The 21,254-nt window shown below is 67.3% G+C and carries 18 protein-coding genes; 8 read left to right on the top strand and 10 right to left on the bottom strand.

Annotated features, from left to right (window positions below):
• Positions 1 to 400: 400 nt before the first annotated feature.
• The 4 genes from BJF87_RS10340 to BJF87_RS10325 all read right to left on the bottom strand — a co-directional run bounded on the left by BJF87_RS10340 (position 401) and on the right by BJF87_RS10325 (position 3,516).
• Positions 401 to 799 carry an NUDIX hydrolase gene (locus BJF87_RS10340; RefSeq protein ID WP_006359766.1) on the bottom strand — a complete coding sequence of 133 codons (399 nt, stop codon included), beginning with the start codon at positions 797 to 799 and terminating at the stop codon, positions 401 to 403.
• Positions 796 to 2,265, bottom strand: a complete 1,470-nt coding sequence (locus BJF87_RS10335; RefSeq protein WP_042376629.1) for a carboxyl transferase domain-containing protein — start codon at positions 2,263 to 2,265, stop codon at positions 796 to 798. Before BJF87_RS10335 ends, BJF87_RS10340 begins: the two co-directional genes overlap by 4 nt.
• A 94-nt stretch (positions 2,266 to 2,359) precedes the next feature.
• Positions 2,360 to 2,836, bottom strand: coding sequence for an RDD family protein (locus BJF87_RS10330; protein ID WP_006359764.1), 477 nt, complete (start codon positions 2,834 to 2,836; stop codon positions 2,360 to 2,362).
• The gene (locus BJF87_RS10325; RefSeq protein ID WP_230461914.1) at positions 2,833 to 3,516 is read right to left on the bottom strand and encodes a hypothetical protein; all 684 of its coding nucleotides are present in this window, start codon (positions 3,514 to 3,516) and stop codon (positions 2,833 to 2,835) included. Before BJF87_RS10325 ends, BJF87_RS10330 begins: the two co-directional genes overlap by 4 nt.
• Before the next feature lie 160 nt (positions 3,517 to 3,676).
• On the opposite strand from BJF87_RS10325, the gene BJF87_RS10320 reads away from it, so the two are divergent.
• Positions 3,677 to 4,720: a DUF1524 domain-containing protein gene (locus BJF87_RS10320; RefSeq protein WP_042376627.1), complete on the top strand. Its 1,044-nt coding sequence runs from the start codon at positions 3,677 to 3,679 to the stop codon at positions 4,718 to 4,720.
• A 75-nt stretch (positions 4,721 to 4,795) separates the two neighbouring features.
• Here BJF87_RS10320 and sucD read toward each other — a convergent pair whose 3' ends face one another.
• Together sucD and sucC are read right to left on the bottom strand one after the other, a co-directional pair.
• A complete protein-coding gene (gene sucD / locus BJF87_RS10315) occupies positions 4,796 to 5,698 on the bottom strand; it encodes a succinate--CoA ligase subunit alpha (protein ID WP_035754800.1) in 903 nt (300 codons plus the stop codon).
• A 14-nt stretch (positions 5,699 to 5,712) separates the two neighbouring features.
• Entirely contained in the window at positions 5,713 to 6,876 is a 1,164-nt protein-coding gene (gene sucC, locus BJF87_RS10310) for an ADP-forming succinate--CoA ligase subunit beta (RefSeq protein WP_006359760.1), read from the bottom strand.
• 446 nt (positions 6,877 to 7,322) lie between these two features.
• Between sucC and BJF87_RS10305 the strand changes: the two genes are divergently transcribed.
• Positions 7,323 to 8,471 carry a M23 family metallopeptidase gene (locus tag BJF87_RS10305; RefSeq protein WP_035754802.1) on the top strand — a complete coding sequence of 383 codons (1,149 nt, stop codon included), beginning with the start codon at positions 7,323 to 7,325 and terminating at the stop codon, positions 8,469 to 8,471.
• A 145-nt stretch (positions 8,472 to 8,616) separates the two neighbouring features.
• Here the strand turns inward: BJF87_RS10305 and BJF87_RS10300 are convergent, their stop codons facing one another.
• Positions 8,617 to 11,127 carry a UvrD-helicase domain-containing protein gene (locus tag BJF87_RS10300; RefSeq protein ID WP_006359758.1) on the bottom strand — a complete coding sequence of 837 codons (2,511 nt, stop codon included), beginning with the start codon at positions 11,125 to 11,127 and terminating at the stop codon, positions 8,617 to 8,619.
• A gap of 194 nt (positions 11,128 to 11,321) precedes the next feature.
• Between BJF87_RS10300 and BJF87_RS10295 the strand changes: the two genes are divergently transcribed.
• Positions 11,322 to 12,878 (top strand): hypothetical protein, encoded by a 1,557-nt coding sequence (locus BJF87_RS10295; RefSeq protein WP_035754804.1) that lies wholly within the window; start codon positions 11,322 to 11,324, stop codon positions 12,876 to 12,878.
• Position 12,879: 1 nt separating this feature from the next.
• On the opposite strand, the gene BJF87_RS10290 is transcribed toward BJF87_RS10295, so the two are convergent.
• Complete coding sequence (locus tag BJF87_RS10290) at positions 12,880 to 14,682, bottom strand: hypothetical protein (RefSeq protein ID WP_075863074.1); 1,803 nt, start codon at positions 14,680 to 14,682, stop codon at positions 12,880 to 12,882.
• 65 nt (positions 14,683 to 14,747) lie between these two features.
• Here BJF87_RS10290 and BJF87_RS10285 point away from each other — a divergent pair, with 65 nt between their 5' ends.
• The 4 genes from BJF87_RS10285 (at position 14,748) to BJF87_RS10270 (ending at position 18,069) form a co-directional block, all read left to right on the top strand.
• Positions 14,748 to 15,107 (top strand): chorismate mutase, encoded by a 360-nt coding sequence (locus BJF87_RS10285; RefSeq protein ID WP_006359755.1) that lies wholly within the window; start codon positions 14,748 to 14,750, stop codon positions 15,105 to 15,107.
• 74 nt (positions 15,108 to 15,181) lie between these two features.
• Positions 15,182 to 16,879: a glucose-6-phosphate isomerase gene (gene pgi, locus BJF87_RS10280; protein ID WP_006359754.1), complete on the top strand. Its 1,698-nt coding sequence runs from the start codon at positions 15,182 to 15,184 to the stop codon at positions 16,877 to 16,879.
• A 111-nt stretch (positions 16,880 to 16,990) separates the two neighbouring features.
• Entirely contained in the window at positions 16,991 to 17,515 is a 525-nt protein-coding gene (locus BJF87_RS10275; protein WP_035754878.1) for a hypothetical protein, read from the top strand.
• Positions 17,516 to 17,535: 20 nt separating this feature from the next.
• The gene (locus BJF87_RS10270) at positions 17,536 to 18,069 is read left to right on the top strand and encodes a hypothetical protein (protein ID WP_006359752.1); all 534 of its coding nucleotides are present in this window, start codon (positions 17,536 to 17,538) and stop codon (positions 18,067 to 18,069) included.
• A 123-nt stretch (positions 18,070 to 18,192) separates the two neighbouring features.
• On the opposite strand, the gene BJF87_RS10265 is transcribed toward BJF87_RS10270, so the two are convergent.
• On the bottom strand, positions 18,193 to 18,819 hold the full coding sequence (locus BJF87_RS10265; protein WP_006359751.1) for a response regulator transcription factor: 627 nt from the start codon (positions 18,817 to 18,819) through the stop codon (positions 18,193 to 18,195).
• On the bottom strand, positions 18,816 to 19,988 hold the full coding sequence (locus BJF87_RS10260) for a sensor histidine kinase (protein ID WP_035754880.1): 1,173 nt from the start codon (positions 19,986 to 19,988) through the stop codon (positions 18,816 to 18,818). Before BJF87_RS10260 ends, BJF87_RS10265 begins: the two co-directional genes overlap by 4 nt.
• 184 nt (positions 19,989 to 20,172) lie before the next feature.
• Here BJF87_RS10260 and BJF87_RS10255 point away from each other — a divergent pair, with 184 nt between their 5' ends.
• The gene (locus BJF87_RS10255) at positions 20,173 to 21,240 is read left to right on the top strand and encodes an ABC transporter permease (RefSeq protein WP_035754888.1); all 1,068 of its coding nucleotides are present in this window, start codon (positions 20,173 to 20,175) and stop codon (positions 21,238 to 21,240) included.
• Positions 21,241 to 21,254: the final 14 nt, after the last annotated feature.

The raw sequence follows: 21,254 nt of genomic DNA, 5'->3' as shown, positions 1-21,254 counted from the left end.
CCACCGCTAGTCGCGGAGTTGATGTCGGGCACACCCGCGATGCGAGCTGCGGCCTCCGCGTCCGAGTCGCTGTATGTGTCCGCAGACAGCGACAGGAGACTTGCGAACTGGTCATACCTCGCCTTGACCACCTGCTTGGCGCGTGTACTCGCCGTATTCGACTCACCGAGCGCAGACCCCACACTGCTCCCCACCAGTTGTGCCGCGACTTCGGCGGCGCCCAGGAAGGGAGCCGAATCGACATCTCCAGAAAGCTGAGCCAGCGTGCCCGACGCCACTCTCAGGCTGTCCGGATTCACTTCAACCGACAAGACAATCCCCTCCCCGCGCCCTGATTCGGAAGAATATACCGCTGGACGTATCGGCACTGTCGCAGCAGTCCACACCCGACCGAGGCTCCCTAGCCCAACACTCCGTGCTTGCGAAGGTGCTTCAGCAACCCGCGGGTCACCGGGAGTTCGGTCAGGTCTTCAGCCGTGAACCAACCGGCGTCCACGGCGTCGTCACCGGCGCACAGGGTGCCGGACACGATCCGCGCGGCGAAGTCATGGACCTCGAACACCACGTCGTCAGGGCCGGGGATGTCGACGGTCCACAGCAACTCCCCCACTTCGACGTGAAAGCCGGTTTCCTCCAGCATCTCCCGCGCGACTGCCGCCTCGATGGACTCGCCGGGTTCGACCTTTCCGCCCGGCACGGTCCACTTCCCGGCCTGCGGCGGGTTTCGCCGTTGGATGAGCAAGACGCGTCCCTCGCCGTCGGTCAGCACAGCACCGACCGCGACGATGCGCGTGGTCATCGGACGTCCGCCGCGGGCACCCGGGTGCGCGCCCGCGGATCCGGCGCCGGCGAACTTGCGAGATACCGGCCGATCGCCTCGCGGATCCGGTCCAGCGCGTCCGCATCGGAGTCCGCGTCGACGATCACGTCGACCATGCCCTGAACCGCGAGCCGGCCGGCGAGAATGCCCTGGCGCGTGGCCATCTCGCCGGCATGTTCGAGGTCGCGGTGGACGATGAGACTCGCCCCCTCCGGCGGTAGCGGCGACAACCACGCGTCCGCGCGGGCCACCCGCAGGTCGGCCGGGAACAGCGCCAACGCCGCACCGCCGGCACCCTGGCCGAGCATCACCGAGACGGTCGGTACCGGCACCGTGATCAATTCGACCGTGCAGCGGGCGATCTGGGCGGCGAGTCCGCCCTCCTCGGCGACCACCGACAGCTCCGCCCCCGGCGTGTCGATGACGGTGACCACGGGCAACCCGAGATCGCCTGCCGCGATGATCGCCCGGCGCGCCTCACGCAGATGCCGGGGACCGGGCAGCTCGCCGTTGTCCTGGGACACCCTGTCGTAGCCGACGACCATCGCCACGCGGCCGCCGAAGTCGCTGAGTGCGAAGCGAAGTGGCCCGGCGTCGGACAGCGCTGCCGAATCCCCTTGCGAGAGGAACTCGATCAACCCCGCCCGACCCGGTTCACGGGTCGCGAGGACGCTGGCCCAGGCGTGGTGCGCCGGCGTGCCCGAATCGTCGGGCGCGGTCTGCGGAGCCTGCGTCGGCGGCGCGCCACCGTGCAGGGTGAGCAGTCGCAACACCGCCGCGAGCCGCCCGGCCAGAGCGTCCGGTTCCACCACATCGTCGACGACCGTTGTGCGGAAGAGATTCTCGGCCGTCTGTACCCCGTCGGGAAACGGTTCGCCGTAGAGTCCTTCATAGACACGGGGCCCGAGGAACCCGACGAGCGCGCCGGGTTGCGCCCACGTGACGTGACCGAGCGACCCCCAGGAGGCGAACACCCCGCCGGTCGTGGGGTGCCGCAGATAGACGAGGTACGGCAGCCCGGCCGCCTTGTGCGCGGTGACGGCTCCGGTGATCGCGACCATCTGGAGGAACGCCGCGGTCCCCTCCTGCATGCGGGTGCCGCCCGACGCGGGCAACGCAATCAGCGGAATCCGTTCCCTTGTGGCCCGGCCGATCGCCTCGACGATGCGCGCGCCGGCATCACGGCCGATAGACCCGCCGAGAAAGCCGAACTCGCTGAGGACGATCGCCGCGCGGTGACCGCCGATCAGACCGGCGCCGGTGATCACCGATTCGTCGGAATCGCTACGCACCCGGGCGCGGGCCAGGTCGTCGGCGTAGGCACGGTCGTCGCCGTCAGAGGTGACCGCGGGGCGGACGATCGCGGTGTCCCACGACTCCCACGACCCGTCGTCGACGATCATCCCCCGCAGCTCCACGGCCGACAGCCGTGCCCGTTCACCCATGCCTCACACCGTATCCCGCTCGTGCACTGCCTCCCGGGAGATCAGCCTCCAGAGGAGAGAGCCGATGAACTCCGTCTGGCCCTGTTGAAGTCGGTCAGCGAGAGTAGATGACGCGGGTGCGCAGGACGACGTCGGCGACCGAGCGTCGTCGGCGATCGACCACCGCCCACGCCAGTCCGATCGCGAAGAGCGTGCAGATCAGCGCCCGCAGAACCGCGACCGCCGGCCGGATGCGCTCGCCCTTGCTGTTCACCACGCGGAGTCCCATCACCACCGAGCCGAGCGTGCGCCCCGACACCTCCCAGCACGTGGCCAGGTAGAGCACCGAGGTGACCACGAAACCCGTTGTGGTGAAAAACAGATTGACCTCGGGAAACCGGTACTCACTGACCGAGACCACGAATTTCATCAGCGCGAGTCCCGCGTAGCAGGCTCCCAGGATCGTCCAGACGACGAGCAGGTCGAGGAATGCCGCGATTCCGCGACTCACGATCCCGGCGTTCTTGTCCCGGTCCTGCACGGCATGCGCCCGATGGACCGCCGGGTGAGCAGGTTTGGGTTCAGCGGTCATTCGGTCGCCCCGTCCTGCCTGGTGGCCTCGACCGCCTCGGCACCACGGCGACGCAGGAAGCGGTTGACCGCGTTGGCGACCGCGTCGTCGGCACGTTCACTGGTGCTGCGCACGTCTGTCATCACGTCGGCGGTGACCGAGGTGCTGGCCTCGCGGATGATGTCGGGGAGGTCGACGCCGTCGATGATCTCCTCGGCCAGCTCGACGAGGTCGACACGGTCGAGGACCGCGTCGATGTCGAGTTTGGCGGCCACCGCGTCGAGGTCGACCTTCCCGATCACCTCGTCGAGGTCGACCAGGTCGATCGCCTTCATCAGATCCACCTGCGCGACAGCACGATCGAGGTCGACGGTTTCGATCACGGCGTTGAGGTCGATGACCGCGAGGACCTCGGCGATGAGCCGCTCGAGATCGACGTGGTTCAGCACGAGGTCGGTGAGATCCACCTCTTCGGTGAGCACCTCGACGACCTCGCGGATGACCGCACCGAGGATCGTTCGGGTCGTCGTGGCGACCCAGGCGCGGGTGTCGACGACGAACTCCTGCACGCCGGTACGCGCCGAGCCGACCACTCCGCCCACGACCGGTAGACGCTCGGCGACGTCGATGACGACACCCGCGAAATGCAGCGACTCCCTCGTCAATTGGGATAGCGCGCTGCGCCGCGCCTCGGGGTTCACCGACGAATTATCGCACGAGGGGATGAGCCCCGACCGTCGCAATCGTGTCACGTCGAGTGTCATGTAACGGCACCGGTTCAGGACCGATATGGTGCCCGAGGCCCGTCGAGACAAGTGCGCGTCATGATGGTGATCAGTCCTATGAGAGGTTTGCTCGACGATGCCCGAATCCGTACCCCCACGCGCGCACCCGGTGTCCCGATGGCTGCTCGCGGCCCCCGTCGCGGCGTTCACACTCGTCGTCGCCGGTTGCGGCATCAGCCAGCAGACCGCGGCGACGCCGCCGACGCCCGAGATCACCTCCGCCGTGGCGGCGCCGACCACCGACGCACCGCTGCCCACCCCCTCGCCCGTGATCACCGTGGCCTCGGCACCGGCTGCGGACGACGCACTGAGGACGCTCAACACCCTGGCCGTCAAGGGTCGCGCACCCAAGACCGGATACGACCGCGACCTGTTCGGCCAGGCCTGGTCCGATGACGTCACCGTCGACGGCGGGCACAACGGGTGCGACACCCGCAACGACATCCTGCGTCGCGACCTGACCGGCATCACCCTCAAGCCGGGGTCCAACGGCTGCGCCGTCCTGTCGGGCACGCTCGACGATCCCTACACCGGCACGACGATCCGGTTCGTCCGCGGTCAGGGGACGTCCTCGGCGGTCCAGATCGATCACGTCGTCGCACTCTCGGACGCGTGGCAGAAGGGCGCGCAGCAACTCTCCCCGCAGCAGCGCATCGACTTCGCCAACGACCCGCGCAACCTGCAGGCCGTCGATGGTCCGACGAACCAGAAGAAGGGTGCCGGCGACGCCGCGACCTGGCTGCCGCCGAACAGGGGCTACCGGTGCACCTACGTGTCCCGTCAGGTCGAGGTGAAGGCGGCCTACCGGCTCTGGATGACCCAGGCGGAGAAGGACGCGATCATCCGTGTCCTGTCCTCGTGCGGCGCCACGGCACCGACGACCACCGAGCGCACCGCGACGCGCACCTCAACGGCGACCCCGGTCCCCGAGACGACCTACACGCCCCCACGGCTCTACGCCCCGCCGGCCGAGACGACGCCGCCGGTGGACGCGCCGTCCTCGGCGTACTACGCCAACTGCTCGGCGGCCCGTGCGGCCGGAGCGGCCCCGCTGTACGCGGGTCAGCCCGGTTACCGCGCCAAGCTCGACCGTGACGGCGACGGGGTCGCCTGCGAGTAATCCCGCTCAGAACGACGAACGCACGAAAAAACCCGAGCGGATGATCCCGCTCGGGTTTTTCGGTGTCGAGACGACTTACAGGGCCTCGTAGAGCTCCCGTGCCAGCGCCGCGGTCTCGGACGGCGTCTTGCCGACCTTCACGCCTGCGGCTTCGAGGGCCTCCTTCTTGGCCTGTGCGGTGCCGGAGCTACCGGACACGATCGCACCGGCGTGACCCATGGTCTTGCCCTCCGGCGCGGTGAAGCCCGCGACGTAGCCGACGACCGGCTTGGAGACGTTGGCCTTGATGTAGTCGGCGGCCCGCTCCTCGGCGTCGCCACCGATCTCACCGATCATCACGATCAGCTTGGTCTCGGGGTCCTTCTCGAACGCCTCGATGGCGTCGATGTGGGTGGTGCCGATGACCGGGTCGCCGCCGATGCCGATGGCGGTCGAGAAGCCGAGGTCGCGCAGCTCGTACATCATCTGGTACGTCAGGGTGCCCGACTTGGAGACCAGACCGATCGGGCCCTTGCCGGTGATGTTGTTCGGCGTGATGCCGACCAGAGCCTCACCCGGGGTGATGATGCCGGGGCAGTTCGGACCGATGATGCGGGTCTTGGCGCCCTTCTCCACGTTGTAGGCCCACGCGTAAGCGCTGTCCTGTACCGGGATGCCCTCGGTGATGACGACCAGCAGCGGGATCTCCGCGTCGATCGCCTCGATGATGGCGTCCTTGGAGAACTTCGGCGGGACGAAGGCGATCGAGGTGTCGGCCCCGGTCTCCTTCATGGCCTCGGCGACGGAGGCGAACACCGGCAGTTCGACGTTGTTGCCGTCGGCGTCGACATGCGAGACCGTGGTGCCGGCCTTGCGGGCGTTGACGCCACCGACGACGTTGGTGCCGGCCTTGAGCATCAGGGCGGTGTGCTTGGTTCCCTCACCACCGGTGATGCCCTGGACGATGACCTTGTTGTCCTTGTTCAGAAAGATCGACATATTCCGTGGCTCCCTTACTTGCTCGCCAGCTCGGCGGCCTTGTCGGCGCCCGAGTCCATGGTTTCGGCGAGCGTGACCAGCGGGTGGTTCGCATCGGCCAGGATCTTGCGACCTTCGTCGACCTTGTTGCCGTCGAGGCGGACGACGAGAGGCTTGTTGGCCTCCGACCCCAGCTTCTCCAGGGCGCCGACGATGCCGTTGGCGACAGCGTCACACGCGGTGATGCCACCGAAGACGTTCACGAAGACGCTCTTGACCTGATCGTCGTTGAGGATGACGTCCAGGCCGGCGGCCATGACCTCGGCCGAGGCACCGCCACCGATGTCGAGGAAGTTGGCCGGCTTCACACCGTTGTGCTTCTCACCGGCGTAGGCGACGACGTCGAGGGTCGACATGACCAGACCCGCACCGTTACCGATGATGCCGACCTGTCCGTCGAGCTTGACGTAGTTGAGGTCGTTCTCCTTGGCCTTGAGCTCGAGCGGGTCGGTCGCCTCGATGTCGGCGAACTCCGCATGGCCGGGCTGACGGAAATCGGCGTTCTCGTCGAGGGTGACCTTGCCGTCGAGGGCCAGGATCTGATCGTCCGGCGTGCGGACGAGCGGGTTGACCTCCACCAGGGTGGCGTCTTCGGCGACGAAGACCTCCCACAGCTTCTGGATGGTCACGGCCGCGGCGTCGAGGACCTCGGCAGGCAGATGGCCCTGCTCGGCGATCGAGCGGGCGGTCTCCAGGTCGACACCCTTCACGGCGTCGACGGCGACCTTGGCGAGACGCTCGGGCTTGGTCGCGGCGACCTCTTCGATCTCCATGCCGCCCTCGACCGAGCACATGGCCAGGTAGGTGCGGTTGGAACGATCGAGGAGGAAGGAGATGTAGTACTCCTCCGCGATGTCGCTGGCCTCGGCGACCAGCAGCTTCTTCACGACATGGCCCTTGATGTCGAGGCCAAGGATGTTGGAGGCGTAGGACTGCGCGTCGTCCGGGGTAGCGGCGTACTTCACGCCACCTGCCTTGCCACGTCCGCCGGTCTTGACCTGCGCCTTGATCATCACAGGCCTGCCGATTTCCTCGGCAATCGCCCGCGCGTCGGCGGCATCATCGGTCACCCGACCGGGTGTGGTGGGAACCCCGTGCTTGGCGAACAGTTCCTTCGCCTGGTATTCGAAGAGATCCATTCAGCTCACCATCTCGTAGATTTGCCCGCCTAAGGGTGTAACGCGGGCCATATCGGACTTTAAACCCGTGCTTTATCGCCCCTTCGCGCGCACCCTGCCCATGTGCGACAGATCACTCGCTCGGTACGAACCTACTCCCGAGTACGTCTCGATACCTCTCACCTGGCAGATTCGCCGGACGCCGGACCCGGCCGGACACGCCCGCGGCCCGGGGTGTTGAATCGATCGCGGCGACAAACCCGGGGAAGCCACGCATCCAGGTCGGCAAACCCAAGATTCGACGGTTTGACGAAGTTGGAAATATCTTGTGACTCAGCTCACAAATTTCCGATTAGCGGCTTTCTACGGTTGGACTTGCCGCAATCATTTCGTTACCGTCGGCTCTCAGAGTTGGTCACAGAAGGATTACGGACATTACGTCGGATCCGCGGTAGCGAAGAGATGAGGTGGACGATTTGGCGGGACCCGGAGTCTCACGCGGATCGAGCCGCGTCCGATCGGGCGGGTTGGTCGACGACCTCACAGCAGAGGAGATGACCACCATCATCCCCTTCGTCGACGACGACACGGACTACGACCTCAGCGATTACGACTTCGGCTACGAAGCCCCCCGCTCGTCTGCTTCCACCACCCGGACACCGTCCGAAGAGACCACCTGGACCCCCTCGTCCTGGAAGGGCTACTACCGCCCGACCCACTCGGAGATCACCCAGGACATCCTGATCCCCGAGCACGAGTTCGATCAGTACGAACACGACGAGCCGTTCGACGTCGAGGGCGCCGAGCTCGACATTCTCGTCGACGACGAGAACGAGTCCGACTCCGACCTCCGTCCGTTCCGCACCAATCCGGCCGGCCAGCGCGTCCGTCGCCGCGGCAAGCACCGCATCGCGGCCCCGCCGAACGCCCTCAAGGGTGGGCGCGCCGCCCTGATCGCCATGGCGGCCGGCGCAGCCGTTGCCGCGGTCTCCCAGGTGGGTGCCACCGACGACCCGTCGACCACCACCGCCACCACCAACGCCGCAGCTGTCAACGACGCCACGGCCCCCGTCGACCTCGGCCCGGGAGTGGCCACCGCGTCGCCGGTCACCGACCAGATGAACGTCTTCACCGACCAGCTCGGCGTCGGCGCCAAGATGGCCGCCGACGAGGCGCAGCGCGAGGCCCTGGCCCGTCGCCCACTCTTCACCTCGCCGATCCCGCTCGGCAAGTACGACTTCACCTCCGCCTTCGCGATGCGCTGGGGCACCATGCACGGCGGCATCGACATGGCCGCCCCGCTCGGTACCCCGATCCACGCGGCGACCGACGGCGTCGTCATCAAGGCCGAACCGGCCTCCGGTTACGGCCACTGGGTTCAGATCCGCGCCGACGACGGCACGGTGACCATGTACGGCCACATGTCCTCGTCGGGCGTCCTCGTCAGCGCGGGACAGAAGGTCACCGCCGGCGACGTCATCGCACTCGTGGGCAACGAGGGCTTCTCGTTCGGCCCGCACCTCCACTTCGAGGTGTGGAAGGACGGCAACACCAAGATCGATCCGGTGCCGTGGCTCGCCGCCAAGGGCGTCAAGCTCTCCGGCTACACCGGCTAGATCCTCTCTCCGCCATCTGAGGCGTGCGACGCGCTCACGCCCGCCCCGTCGCTCCCTGAAATCACTGCCGGCACGATCACATTGCGATCTGTCCCGGATCAGACCATCCCGGCATGCGGGACCAAACGCAACGTGATCGTGCTGCTCAGAGCTTTTCTCCCGGGATGCCACCTGCGGTCAGCAAGGTGACGCGTCCGGCACTGCCGCCGTAGTCGATGGTGACGCGTTCGGTGGCGCCACTGCCCTCCTTGGCCACGACCTTGCCCATGCCGTACTTGGGATGGTTGTGCCGGTCGCCGATGTCGAGGTGGACCTGCTTGTTGCGTCCGCGGGCCGGGTCGGAGGAGTACGACGACCGGCCGCGACCGAACGACGAACCGCCGCCACTGCCCGAGAACGAGTCGTCGCGACCGAACACGCCGCCCGACGATCCGCCGAAGCCACGTACCGAACGACGCGGCTCGGTGCGCCGCCAGTCGATCAGGTGCTGCGGGATCTCCGGCAGGAAGCGGGATTCCGGATTCGACACCGGCTGCCCCCATGATGCACGGGTCACCGATCGGGTCAGGTACAGACGCTGCTTGGCGCGGGTGATGCCCACGTAGGCGAGGCGGCGTTCCTCACTCAGTTCGTTCGGGTCACCGAGTGCACGCATGTGCGGGAAATGCCCGTCCTCCCAGCCTGTCACGAACACGACCGGGAACTCCAGGCCCTTCGCGGTGTGCAGCGTCATCATCGTGACGACGCCGTCACCCTCGTCGGGCACCTGGTCGGCATCGGCGACCAGCGAGACCCGCTCGAGAAATGCTGCAAGAGAACCGGGTTCGGGTTCACCCTCGCGGTCCACCTCGATGGACGGATCATCGTCCGCCTCCAGATCGACCTGGGCGGCATCGGCGCTGAACTCCCGTGCGACGGCGACGAGTTCGTTGATGTTGTCGAGCCGGGCGCCGTCCTGGGGATCGTTCGACGCCTCCAGCTCGGACCGGTAACCGGTGCGTTCGACGATCGCGTCGACGAGTTCACCGATGTCGGCGGACTCCTCGGTGGCGTCGAGGAAGGCGGTGTCGGCGTCGTCGGTGTCGGATTCGCCGAAGTGCGTGAGGAAGTCGGCGCGCAGGCCCTCGATGAGTTCGACGAAGCCGCCGATCTGCTTGACCGCGCGTGTGTTCAGTAGCGCGACCTTGCCCTCGGCGGCGTCGACGAGCGACTCGTAGAAGCTGCGGCCGGTGTTCTCCGAATGCACGGCGACACAGGCCTCGGCGCGATCGCCGATTCCGCGTCGGGGGGTGTTGAGGATGCGCCGCAGGCTCACCGAGTCGTCGGGGTTGGCGACCACCCGCAGGTAGGCGACCACGTCCCGGACCTCTTTGCGCTCATAGAACTTGGTGCCGCCGACCACCTTGTAGGGGATGCCGTGGCGGACGAACACCTCCTCGATCGCACGGGAGCCGGTGTTGGTGCGGTAGAAGACCGCGATGTCGGAGTACTTGTAGCTCGATGACCCGCCGATCGAGTAGTCGGTGAGTTCCTCGATCTCCTTGGCGATGAACGTCGACTCCTCACGATCGGAGTCGGCGACATAGCCGACGATGAGCTCGCCGTCGCCGGAGTCGGTCCAGAGCTTCTTCTCGCGACGGCCGGTGTTGCGCGCGATGACCGCGTTGGCAGCCGACAGGATCGTCTGCGTCGAGCGGTAGTTCTGTTCGAGCAGAACTGTTTCGGCGTTCGTGAAGTCACGCTCGAACTCTTCGATGTTGCGGATGGTGGCGCCGCGGAAGGCGTAGATCGACTGATCGGCGTCACCGACGACGCACAGTTCGGAGGGTTCGAGGCCGCTCGCGGTGGTCTGCTCCCCCACCAGTTCGCGGATGAGGACGTACTGGGCGTGGTTGGTGTCCTGGTACTCGTCGACGAGGACGTGCCGGAAGCGGCGCCGATAGTACTCGGCGACCTGCGGGTGACGGTGCAGCAACGCGACGGTCTCGCCGATCAGGTCGTCGAAGTCGAAGGCGTTGGCCGCCCGCAGCCGGCGCTGGTACTCGGCGAAGATCTTCGCGATCGTCGCCGCGGTGAAGTCGTCCTCGTTTACCGAGGCCGCGGCCGCGTCGGGCGAGATCAGCTCGTTCTTGAAGTTCGAGATGGCCACCGAGACGCCGCGCGGACTGAACTTCTTCGGGTCCAGGTCGAGGTCGCGGATGATCATGCCCAACAACCGCTTCGAGTCGTCGGCGTCGTAGATGGAGAAGTTGGAGTTCATCCCCTCCAGCAGGCCCGACTGCGCCCGCAGGATGCGGACGCACGTCGAGTGGAAGGTCGAGACCCACATGTAGGCGGCCCGCGGCCCGACCAGGTCGATGACGCGCTCGCGCATCTCGGCGGCGGCCTTGTTGGTGAAGGTGATGGCCAGGATCTGCCCGGGCGTCACGTCGCGGGCCGCCAGCAGGTAGGCGATGCGGCGAGTCAGGACCGAGGTCTTGCCCGAACCCGCGCCGGCGACGATCAGCAGCGGCGCGCCCGCGTGGAGGACCGCGGCGCGCTGCTGCGGGTTGAGGCCCTCGAGCAGGCGGGCGACACGGTCGTCGGCGGCAGTCGTCCCCGAAGACGAGGAAGACGTGCGACCGGCGAGGAGAGGGGCAGAAGAAGAGCTGTTCATCGGTAGTCCAGGCTACCCGCCCGCCCCGACACCGCCCCGTCGGCCTTGGGCCGGATGCCCGTCGTCCGATCGCTCGACCACCCCGTGCGTTGGGACCCGAGATGCCTGGTCCCGCGGCTACGATGACCCGGTATCACTGGCTCGGGGCGCCCGTCGATGCGGTTGGCGTGCCTCGGCGACCGAAAGAGGCGAACATGAAGAGACCGTCGATTGCCCCCGCCGCCATCACCCTCGGTGTCGGAGCGCTGGCTCTCGTGCTCGCCCTGATCCTGTCGTTCGTGCCGTTCAGCAGCGCGGGCACGGTCGAACCGACCGCCGCGTTCCGCGCGCAGAAGAGCCTCGACGAGGTGCTCTTCAAGATGGCGACGAGCCCCGCGGCCAAGTACACCGGCAAGGTCGCCTACAAGTACGACGACGCCCGCGGCGAAGGCACGGTCGAGTTCAGCGATCTGATCGTGACGACATCCAACACCGCCGAGGGCACGGTGTCGCTGGGTTCCGAGCAGGGCGAATACCGCCAGATCAGCAACAACCCGTACATCAGCGCGCCCACCTCGCTGTGGAACGAGCTGCTCGTCGCCGACGAGAAGCTGAACCTCGACATGGCACCGCTGGACAACAAGTGGGCGTCGACGCGGTTCACCAGTCTGCCCCGCTTCGGGACCATCCTCGGCCCGGACAACCTGGCCGGCGACATCGGCAACGTCGAGTTCGGTTCCGAACCGCAGCTCGGCGTCGAACTGCCGGCCCCGAACAAGGGCACGCCCGACGCCCGCCGCTGGCCGACGAGCGATCCGCCCATCGAGTTCGTCGGTGACAACAAGGTGAAGGTCGGCAGCTGGGAGGTCACCTTCGACCCCGAGTCCAAGAACGTCACCAACGTCAAGGGGCAGTCCAAGCAGGGATCGGCGACCTACGACATCGACACCTCGGTGAGCCTGCAGCCGGCCGACCAGGCGCAGAAGGTGTTCGCCAATCAGCGCGCACTCGTCGGCGATCTGCTGTCGGCGCCGGCACCGGGCCTGTGGGCCAAGCAGCCGGTCGTCACCCCGCGCCTCGTCGGCGAGTGCACCACCGCGGCCTGCGCCTACGACTTCTCCGTCTCCGGTATCCCGTGGGCCGACGACGTCACCGGCCATTTCAACTACGGCATGACCCTGAACTTCGCGGTCGGCGGTCGTCCCGCGGGCGCGCTGGGCGGCGAGTGCAAGCCGGTCGTGCGCGTCGACTTCGGCCGCACCGCCACCACGAGGTGTACGGCGACCAACCTGCCGGCGAACTCGTCGATCGGACCGCGTTCGGCCTATACGTACCTGGCCTTCCTGGACACCACCGAGGCCGATCTCAACAAGCTGATCGACGACAACGAGAAGCAGACCAACACCGAGGTCGTCTACGTCCGCACCGGCAACAAGAGCCCCGACCAGGCCCGCTACGGCGCCGGGATCACCGGCCTCCCCAGCTACTACGCGGTCAAGCGCGGCGAGTATCTCTTCGACGGCATCGGCACCGACGGCAACCTGCACATCACCTTCGGTCCGGGTTACAAAGAGCACATCAGCGGCGGCAGTTTCGACCCGAGTTGGGAGGGCACCGAGGTGCTCAAGAAGCAGATCGGTGAGCAGGTCGAGGCCGCCGGGGACGTGCAGGTCGTCTACTTCGTCAACGAGCCGGAGGCGGCGTCGGCGCTGCGTGCACTGATCGCATCCGAGGGGCAGACCGACAACGTCAGCGCCTACTTCTACGAGTAGGTCAACCGCCGACGAAGCGCGCCTCGACCGCCTCGCCGACCCGGCCGGCGCCGGTGTGGAGTCGTAGGCCTGCGGTCACCGGGCGTATCGAGATCGCGTCGCCGCCGCCGTCGAGGCGGACGTAGATGGAGCCGAGGCCCAAACGGACCGTTACGCGCATGGCCTGTCCACCGTCGAGCTTCATCTCGACCTCGCCGTCGCGGGTGGCGCAGTAGCTCAGTGCGACGGTCCACGGCCACGGGAACAACGGGCCGTCGAGTGCCAGGCGCGTCGGCCCCGAGACCTCCGGCCGGGCACAGTTGCCGAGTCCCGCACCGACGAGCCGTCGCTGGGTCACCCCGCCGGGCATTGCGTTGCCCGCGGTGTCGAGGACGAGGAGCCGGTCGGTGCTGGTACCGAACTCCGGTCGCGGATCGACGCGACCGAAGATGCGGCTGATCTGATTGTCCGGGTAGACGACCGGTTGCAGGATCTCCAGCGGGACCGACTGATCCAGCAGCGTCGCTTCGGCGTTGTCGTGCAGGGTCGCGACCGCCGTCTTCAGGTAGTCGCCGGTGGGATTGTCGCGCCACGACGCGGAGAACGACACGAGCGAGACCACCGCCGACACCATCGCGAGCGCAGCGACAACCGGCACGAGCAGCACGGCGGGCGACTTCTCCTCGGCAGAGTGGCGGCGTTCCGGGGCGGGCGCGGTCGTCGACCGGGCGCCGGCCAGCAGCGCGATCGCGATGGCGAAGACGAGCGCGGTGTCGGGGAGGTACCGCATGTGCTGCGCGAGGGCGACCGCGGTCTCCGGGCTCGAGCGGTTCCACATCACCGGGATCTGGGCGGCCACCGCGTACAGCGCGGCGAACGCGATGATCGGTACCGCCCCACGCCTGCGGCTGACCGCCCACCACGTGACCGCCGCCAACACCAGCCAGCCGGCGACGATCATCCACGTTGCGGGGAAACCGGTGGGCGGGCCCGGCGTCCACCGGTCCCACTCCCACGGGCCGCCGACCAGCGACGGCACGATCGCGTGGTTCACCGACCGCCACACCAGTCGCGCGCTCTGGCCGACCGAATGGTTGCCCGCAAAGGGATCGGCGGTGACGAAGTACACGACGACCCAGAGCGCGGTCACCACGGCGAGCGACGACCACAGCTCGCGGCCGGCGCGCAGGGTCGCGGTCAGCGCGGTCCGTCCCGCACCGCTCGCGAGCACCGCGGCGACAAAGGCGATCGGGAGGATGAACAACGACTTCTCGAAGAAGGCCAGGGCGACAAAGAAGACCACCGTCGAGCGGATCCACACCGCCCGGCGTCGCTCCGGGTCGATGTCTCCCCGCGCGAGTCCCACGGCGTCGGCGACGATCCACGCCAGTGCCGCCTGCATCGGTAACGTGTTGAGGCCCGACGCCCACCAGGCGAAGGCGGGCACCGTCATCGGGCTGAACAGATAGAACGCCAGCGCCACCAGCGCCCCGGCGCGGGCCGCGGGTGCGATGACGCGGATCATCCGCCACACCGCGACCGACGCGATCGCCTGCAGGACGATCAGCGTCAGCGCTGGGAGCGCCCAGTTGACCGGCGCCAGCCAGGTGGCCACCCCGGCCAGCAGGAAGGCCGCCGGCATGAAATGGCCGTCGTGGCTGTGCCCCAGGTACTCCCAGGACAGGATGGGATTCGACGAGGCCCGGGCGATCAGCACCAGATCGTCCCAGTAGAAGTTGCCGGTCGCGACGAGCCACCCCCGGATGATCAGCTGTCCGGCGATCAGGGCCACCGCGATCATCGACATCATGCGCGCGTTGAGCATGCGCTCCAGTGTCCATGTCGTGGGCACCGGCGGGCCGGGGAGGTGCGCCGTGGCAAAATCAGGCCGTGACCGATCGCAGCCCGAGCTCCGGATCCGACGAGCCCCGACAGTCGACTCCGACGTCCTTCGAGAACTCGATCGATCTCGATAAGTACCAGCTGACCTCGGACGTCGACGACCTGCCGGACGACATCGACGAGCTGCGCCTCGAGATCGACCGGCTCGATGCCGTCATCCTCGGTGCGATCAAACGACGCTCGGCGGTCTCGAAGAAGATCGGCGCCGCGCGCATGGCGTCGGGTGGTCCGCGACTCGTGCACAGCCGCGAGGTCAAGGTCATCGACCGGTTCGCCGAACTCGGCAAGGAGGGTCACACCCTCGCGATGCTCCTGCTCCGACTCGGCCGGGGTCCCCTCGGCCGCTGACGCCACGGTGAAGTTTCACCGCCGGGTGTGACGACCGTCGCGGTGGAGACGCCGACGACATAGGGTTGGGTGTCATGAGCACGCAGGCACCCGGCAGCGACTTCACCGGCACCGACCACGGCGACATCACCGCAACACAGTCCTGGCAGGCTCTCGCCGCGCACCAGCCGCATGTGTACGCCATGCATCTGCGCGAGGTGTTCGCGATCGATCCCGAGCGCGGCCGCGAACTGACCGTCGACGTCGGCGATCTGCACATCGACTACTCCAAGCACCGGGTGACGCGGGAGACGCTCGAACTGCTCATGAGCCTGGCGCGCGAGGTCGGGCTGGAGGAGAGCCGCGACGACATGTTCGCCGGGGCGCACATCAACACCTCGGAGGACCGCGCCGCCCTGCACACCGCTCTTCGTCTGCCCGCCGACGCGACACTCTCCGTGGACGGGCAGGACGTGGTCGCCGACGTTCACGAGGTCCTCAACCGGATGGGCGAGTTCACCGACCGTCTCCGCAGCGGAGAGTGGAAGGGCCACACCGGAAAACGCATCACCGATGTGGTGAACATCGGCATCGGCGGATCGGATCTGGGACCGGTCATGGTGTACCAGGCGCTTCGCCACTACGTCGACGACGGTATCCGCTGCCACTTCGTCTCGAACGTCGATCCCGCGGACATGGTCGGCACCCTCGACGGTCTCGACCCCGAGACCACCCTGTTCATCATCGCGTCGAAGACCTTCACCACTCTCGAGACGCTGACCAACGCGGCCGCCGCGCGGAGCTGGTTGCTGCAGGCCCTCGACGCCGGGACCGAGGCGGTGGCAAAGCATTTCGTCGCGGTGAGCACCAACGCCGACGAGGTGGCGAAGTTCGGCATCGACACCACCCACATGTTCGGCTTCTGGGACTGGGTGGGCGGTCGCTACTCCGTCGACTCGGCGATCGGCCTGTCGGTGATGGCCGCGATCGGCAAGGAGCGCTTCGCCGAGTTCCTCGAGGGATTCCATCTTGTCGACGAACACTTCCGCACCCGGCCGCTCGAACAGAACGCACCGGTCATCCTCGGCCTGATCGGCCTCTGGTACAACAACTTCTGGGACATCGGCACCCGGGCTGTCCTCCCCTACAGCAACGACATGGCGCGCTTCGCCGCCTACCTGCAACAGCTGACGATGGAGTCGAACGGCAAGTCGGTGACCGCGAGCGGACACCACATCACCACCGACACCGGCGAGATCTTCTGGGGCGAACCGGGAACCAACGGCCAGCACGCCTTCTACCAGCTCCTGCACCAGGGCACGCGGATCGTGCCGGCCGACTTCATCGGTTTCGCCGAGCCCACCGACGACCTACCCGCAGGCCCCGACGGGTCGGGGTCGATGCACGACCTGCTGATGAGCAACTACTTCGCGCAGACCAAGGTGCTCGCCTTCGGCAAGACCGCCGACGAGATCGCCGACGAGGGGGTGCCCGCACATGTGGTGGCGCACAAGGTGATGCCGGGTAACCGTCCCAGCACCTCGATCCTCGCTCCCCGGCTGACGCCCTCGGTGATCGGACAGCTGGTCGCCCTGTACGAACACCAGGTCTTCGTCGAGGGCGCCGTCTGGGGGATCAACCCGTTCGACCAGTGGGGCGTCGAACTCGGCAAAACCCAGGCAAAGGCGCTGCTGGGCACCATCACCCAGGCCGACGCGCCCGCCGCCGACGCCGATTCGTCGACCAATGAGCTGGTCGCCTGGTACCGCAGGCACCGGGGTCGCGCGGTCTGAAGATCGGCCGCTCCCGCGTGCGGGTTTCCTTCCCGCCCGGCCGGTTCCCTCGCGCTTATCGGATCCAATAAGCGGATGGGAAGCGGTGCCGCGGGAAGCTACCGTGGCGGGATGCTGCCACAACGGATTCGACGACTCGCGGCCGGATTCGCGGTCACCGCACTGGCTCTCGTGGGCGCCGGCTGCACGCCCGGCGATCCCGTCGACCGTGCGCCCAGGACCTCGACCTCCACGTTGCCGTTGGCCAAGGTCGTAACCGCCGGTCCCAGCAGGGACATCGAGGCGGTCGCAATCCGGTTCCCGCTGCTCGCCGACGGGAACGTCGACGGCTGGGTGGCCGGCACGCTCGGGTCCGCACCCGGCGCTTCCGAGCGTGTTCCCGGTCCCACCACCTACTGGTTCGACGCCGTCGTCGACGTCGGCCCCGACCGAGTAACCGCCTGGGCCGATGGGTACCACGCTGTGCCTGTCTCTACGCCCGACTCGGTGGCCGCCGACTTGCGCGACGTCATCCCGGCCGGCGATTTCGTGGGTGGGCCGCACGTCGACGACGCGTTCTCGTCGGGCGAATGGCAGGCGACCGTGTATCTGTCGCCGTCGACAGGCCGCGTGGTCGTGCTCGGCATCGACGACTGACGTGCGTAAGGTGACGGTCTGTGGCGAACAAGCAGGGACAGATCGTGGCGTCGGGCGCATTCCAGCTGTTCGGGAGTCGCCGTCGCGAGCAGGTCAGCGAGTTGCTAGGAGACATCTTCGGGCGGACCGACATCGAGGCACTGGCCTCGGATTGGCGTGGCGTCGTCTACTTCACCCTCGCCGAGGACGAATCGATTGACGCCGAGACGGTGTTCGGGTTCGACGCATCCAGCGGATCATCGGGTGAGCTGGCGACCCTCGTCGACGTCCTCGCCGCCGTCCGGACGGGCGAGGTCGCCGAGGCCGTCGACGTCGCCAGCTTTGACGCCTGGCGGTCCGCCACGGGAACCCGCGCACTCGACATGGGCGCCTGTGTACCACCGGCACTGTACGAGTTCCTCGGCGGTGATCCGGCCGAAAGATCCGTCGAGTCAGAAGATCTCGTGACCTTCGTGGCCACCGCCGCCGCGATCATGGGACGACTCGAGAAACTCGGCGTCGAACCGGGCGACGAGATCCCCGACGAGGTGTTCGACGAAAGCTACTGGCAGTAGTCGCCCTGGAAGTAGTCGCCCCGAAGGCGAGCGGTACCGCGTCGAGGTCGGTCACGTCGAGCTGCGGCCGCGTTCAGCGATCGGTCACGGTCCACCGGTCGAGTACTGCCGCGTACGTTCCGATCAGATGATCTGACCTCGTTCACGCGCGGCCACGACCGCGGCGGTGCGATTGTCGACGTCCAGCTTGGTGAACGCGTGCACCAGATGGGATTTGACTGTGGCTTCACTCACCACCAGCTGCTTCGCAATGGCCCGGTTGGACAATCCCTTGGCCACCAGCGAGAGCACCTCGACCTCGCGGGCGCTGAGATCGGCCGGTGGCCGCTGCATGCGTCGATAGAGGCGCCGAGCGACGTCGGGGTCCAAGACGGTCTCCCCCCGCGCCGCTGCAAATACCGATTCGATCAACACCTCCGGATCGGTGTCCTTGAGCAGATAACCGGCCGCGCCGGCTTCGACGGCTCGCAGAATGTCAGCGTCAGTGTCATAAGTGGTGAGCACCACGACCCGCGGCGGATCAGAGGCCGCCACAATCTGAGCGGTCGCCTGGGCCCCGTCTATTCCGTCGCCAAGTCGCAGATCCATCAACACCACGTCGGGCTTCGTGCTCATCGCCGAAGCCACTGCCTCCTCGCCCGAGGCAGCCTCGGCCACCACCAAAACGTCGTCGTGGGAGGCCAGCAACGCGCGTAACCCCGCCCGGACTACTGGGTGATCGTCGACGAGCAGTACCCGCACCCCGCTCACGCTGACCTCCCGATCGGAAGAGTGGCGGCGACGGCGGTTCCGTCTCCTGGGGCCGATTCGACGACGAGGGTGCCGCCGAGTTCGGCAAGTCGGTCTCGCATCGAGCGCAACCCGAATCCGCCGGCCTCACGCTGGTCGAAGCCGATACCGTCATCGACGATGTCGAGCCGCACCTCGTCCGAGGAGTAGCTCAACGTCGCCCGTACCCGTCGAGCCTGCGAGTGCAGCCGCACGTTCGCCAGGGCACTCTGCGCCACTCTGAGCAGGGCGACGTCATAGTCCATGATGGGTGACATCGTCTCGCCATCGGTGATCAGTTCAGCGGTGATGCCGGTCTGGCGCTGCAATTGATCGAGGAGACGACGCAGCGCGGACTGCAGCGGTGCGGTCTCCAGCGCGGCCGGTGCGAGGGCTTCGACCACCCGGCGTGCCTCGACGAGGTTCTGCTGCGCGGTCTCGGCGATCTGCGTGAAGATCGCTGTGGGATCTCCCGGGCCCCGCTGCCCGGCACGAGACAACAGCAGGATCGACGAAAATCCCTGCGCCAGAGTGTCGTGGATGTCCCGAGCGAGCCGGGAGCGTTCGGCGAGCGCACCGGTTTCGCGCTGCAACGCCACCAGTTCATCCTGCGCGTCGAGTAGTTCGCGGTGTGCCTCGGTGAGCTCGTCCACCAACTGCTGTCGCTGAGTCGACTGCCGCACCAGTTGCTGATAGACCACAGCCATCCCTGCGGCGGCAGCCGCTCCGAACACCGGCCCGACAATCGAGGCCGCCGTGTTGGTTGTGCCGTGCCACAGAGTCGCCGCGATCGCGGCCCCCGTCAACACGGCGGTCACCGTCAGAGCGATCGGAGTCGAGAACAAGGGAAAACACAAGAAGAACAGGGCGAACGCCAGCCAGACGAAGTTGGCATCAGCCAGCATGAGCATCAGCCACCCGACCACCAACACCGCGAACCACAGCTGCCCCAGCCGACGCTCTATCGGCTCGCCGTTCTCGAGACCTCGACGCCGCACGAACCAGATGCCGCACAGGTACCACGCCGCGACCACAGCAGCGAGCGAGACAACCGGAGCGGGATGGTCGCTGTCGGCGACGGCGCGCACGATACCGACGCTCAAGAGCAGGAAGAACAGTAGATGCGCGCCGACCTGCATGACACGCAGCACCGGTCCGCCATCGCCCGGATGGGGCACGGCGGATGCTCGCAGACCACTCCTCGACACCGCGCTCACGCTAACAGCGCATCACTGGCTTTCGTGGCGCCAGACACCGATCTCCAACTTTTGATGGATCGGCGAACCCAACCGAAGCGCGATGTCTGCCCCTCTTCACTTCGCGACCCTGGAATACATGTTCCTCAGCATCCGTGATCTTCGTTCTGCAAAGGGCCGATTCACCCTCATGAGCTCGGCCCTGTTCCTCATTTCGCTGATGGTGGTCATGCTGTCGGGGCTGACCTCCGGACTCGGCGATCAGTCCATCGCCGCGATCAAGAATCTCGGCGCCGACCACTTTGCTTTCAGCGTGCCGGCCGACGGGCAGCCGGTTTCGTTCACGGAATCGACCGTGACCCCGCGGCAGCAGGACGACCTGGCCGCCGCTGACGGCGTCCGGGCCGCGTCGATCATCGGGATCGCCTCGGCACGGATCAGCGTTGACGGCCGGGAAGTCGCTGCCGCGGCCTTCGGTGTCGACGGGCGCTCCTTCGCCGCCCCGGTCCCGCTGGGCCCCGGGACGGTAGCCGTCGACGCTGACCTGGCAAAGGACAACGGCTGGGCGACGGGAACCCGAATCACGATGAGCGACAAACACTTCATCATTGCCGCCCTGGTCGACGACTCGTTCTACAGTCACCAGCCCGTGATCTGGATGGACCGCGCCGCCTGGACAACGCTGCCGTCGGCCGGGGGCGCAGACGGCACGGTGGTGGCGCTACGCACCTCCGGTGACTTCGACGCCGGCGACGTCGAAGCCGCTACCGGAACCGCCATCACCGATCAGAACGGTGCGCTCGAAGCAATCGGCTCGTACACCTCCGAGCGCGGATCGCTGCTGTTGATGCAGGCGATGCTCATGATCGTCAGTGCACTGGTCGTCGGCGCCTTCTTCACCGTATGGACCATCCAGCGCGGCCAGGAACTCGCCGTCCTCAAGGCGGTCGGCGCGTCCACCGGGTACCTGCTGCGCGACGCGCTCGGTCAGAGCTTGATCGTGCTCGTGGTCGGTGCCGGCTCGGGGGCCTTGGCCGCGTTCGGGTTGGGAACGATCGCTGCGCAGGCGGTTCCCTTCGCGCTCACGCCTGCCAACACGCTGGTTCCATTCTTGATCCTCGTCGCGATGGGCATGATCGGCGCGGCCGCCTCTCTGGCCCGCGTCATCAAGATTGATCCCCTGACCGCCCTCGCTGCCGCCCGTTGAGTCACTCCCGAACC

This window comes from Gordonia sp. CNJ-863 (assembly GCF_001942325.1).
In the GTDB taxonomy this organism is placed as follows: domain Bacteria; phylum Actinomycetota; class Actinomycetes; order Mycobacteriales; family Mycobacteriaceae; genus Gordonia; species Gordonia alkanivorans.
This window is presented reverse-complemented; position numbering and strand designations above follow the sequence as displayed.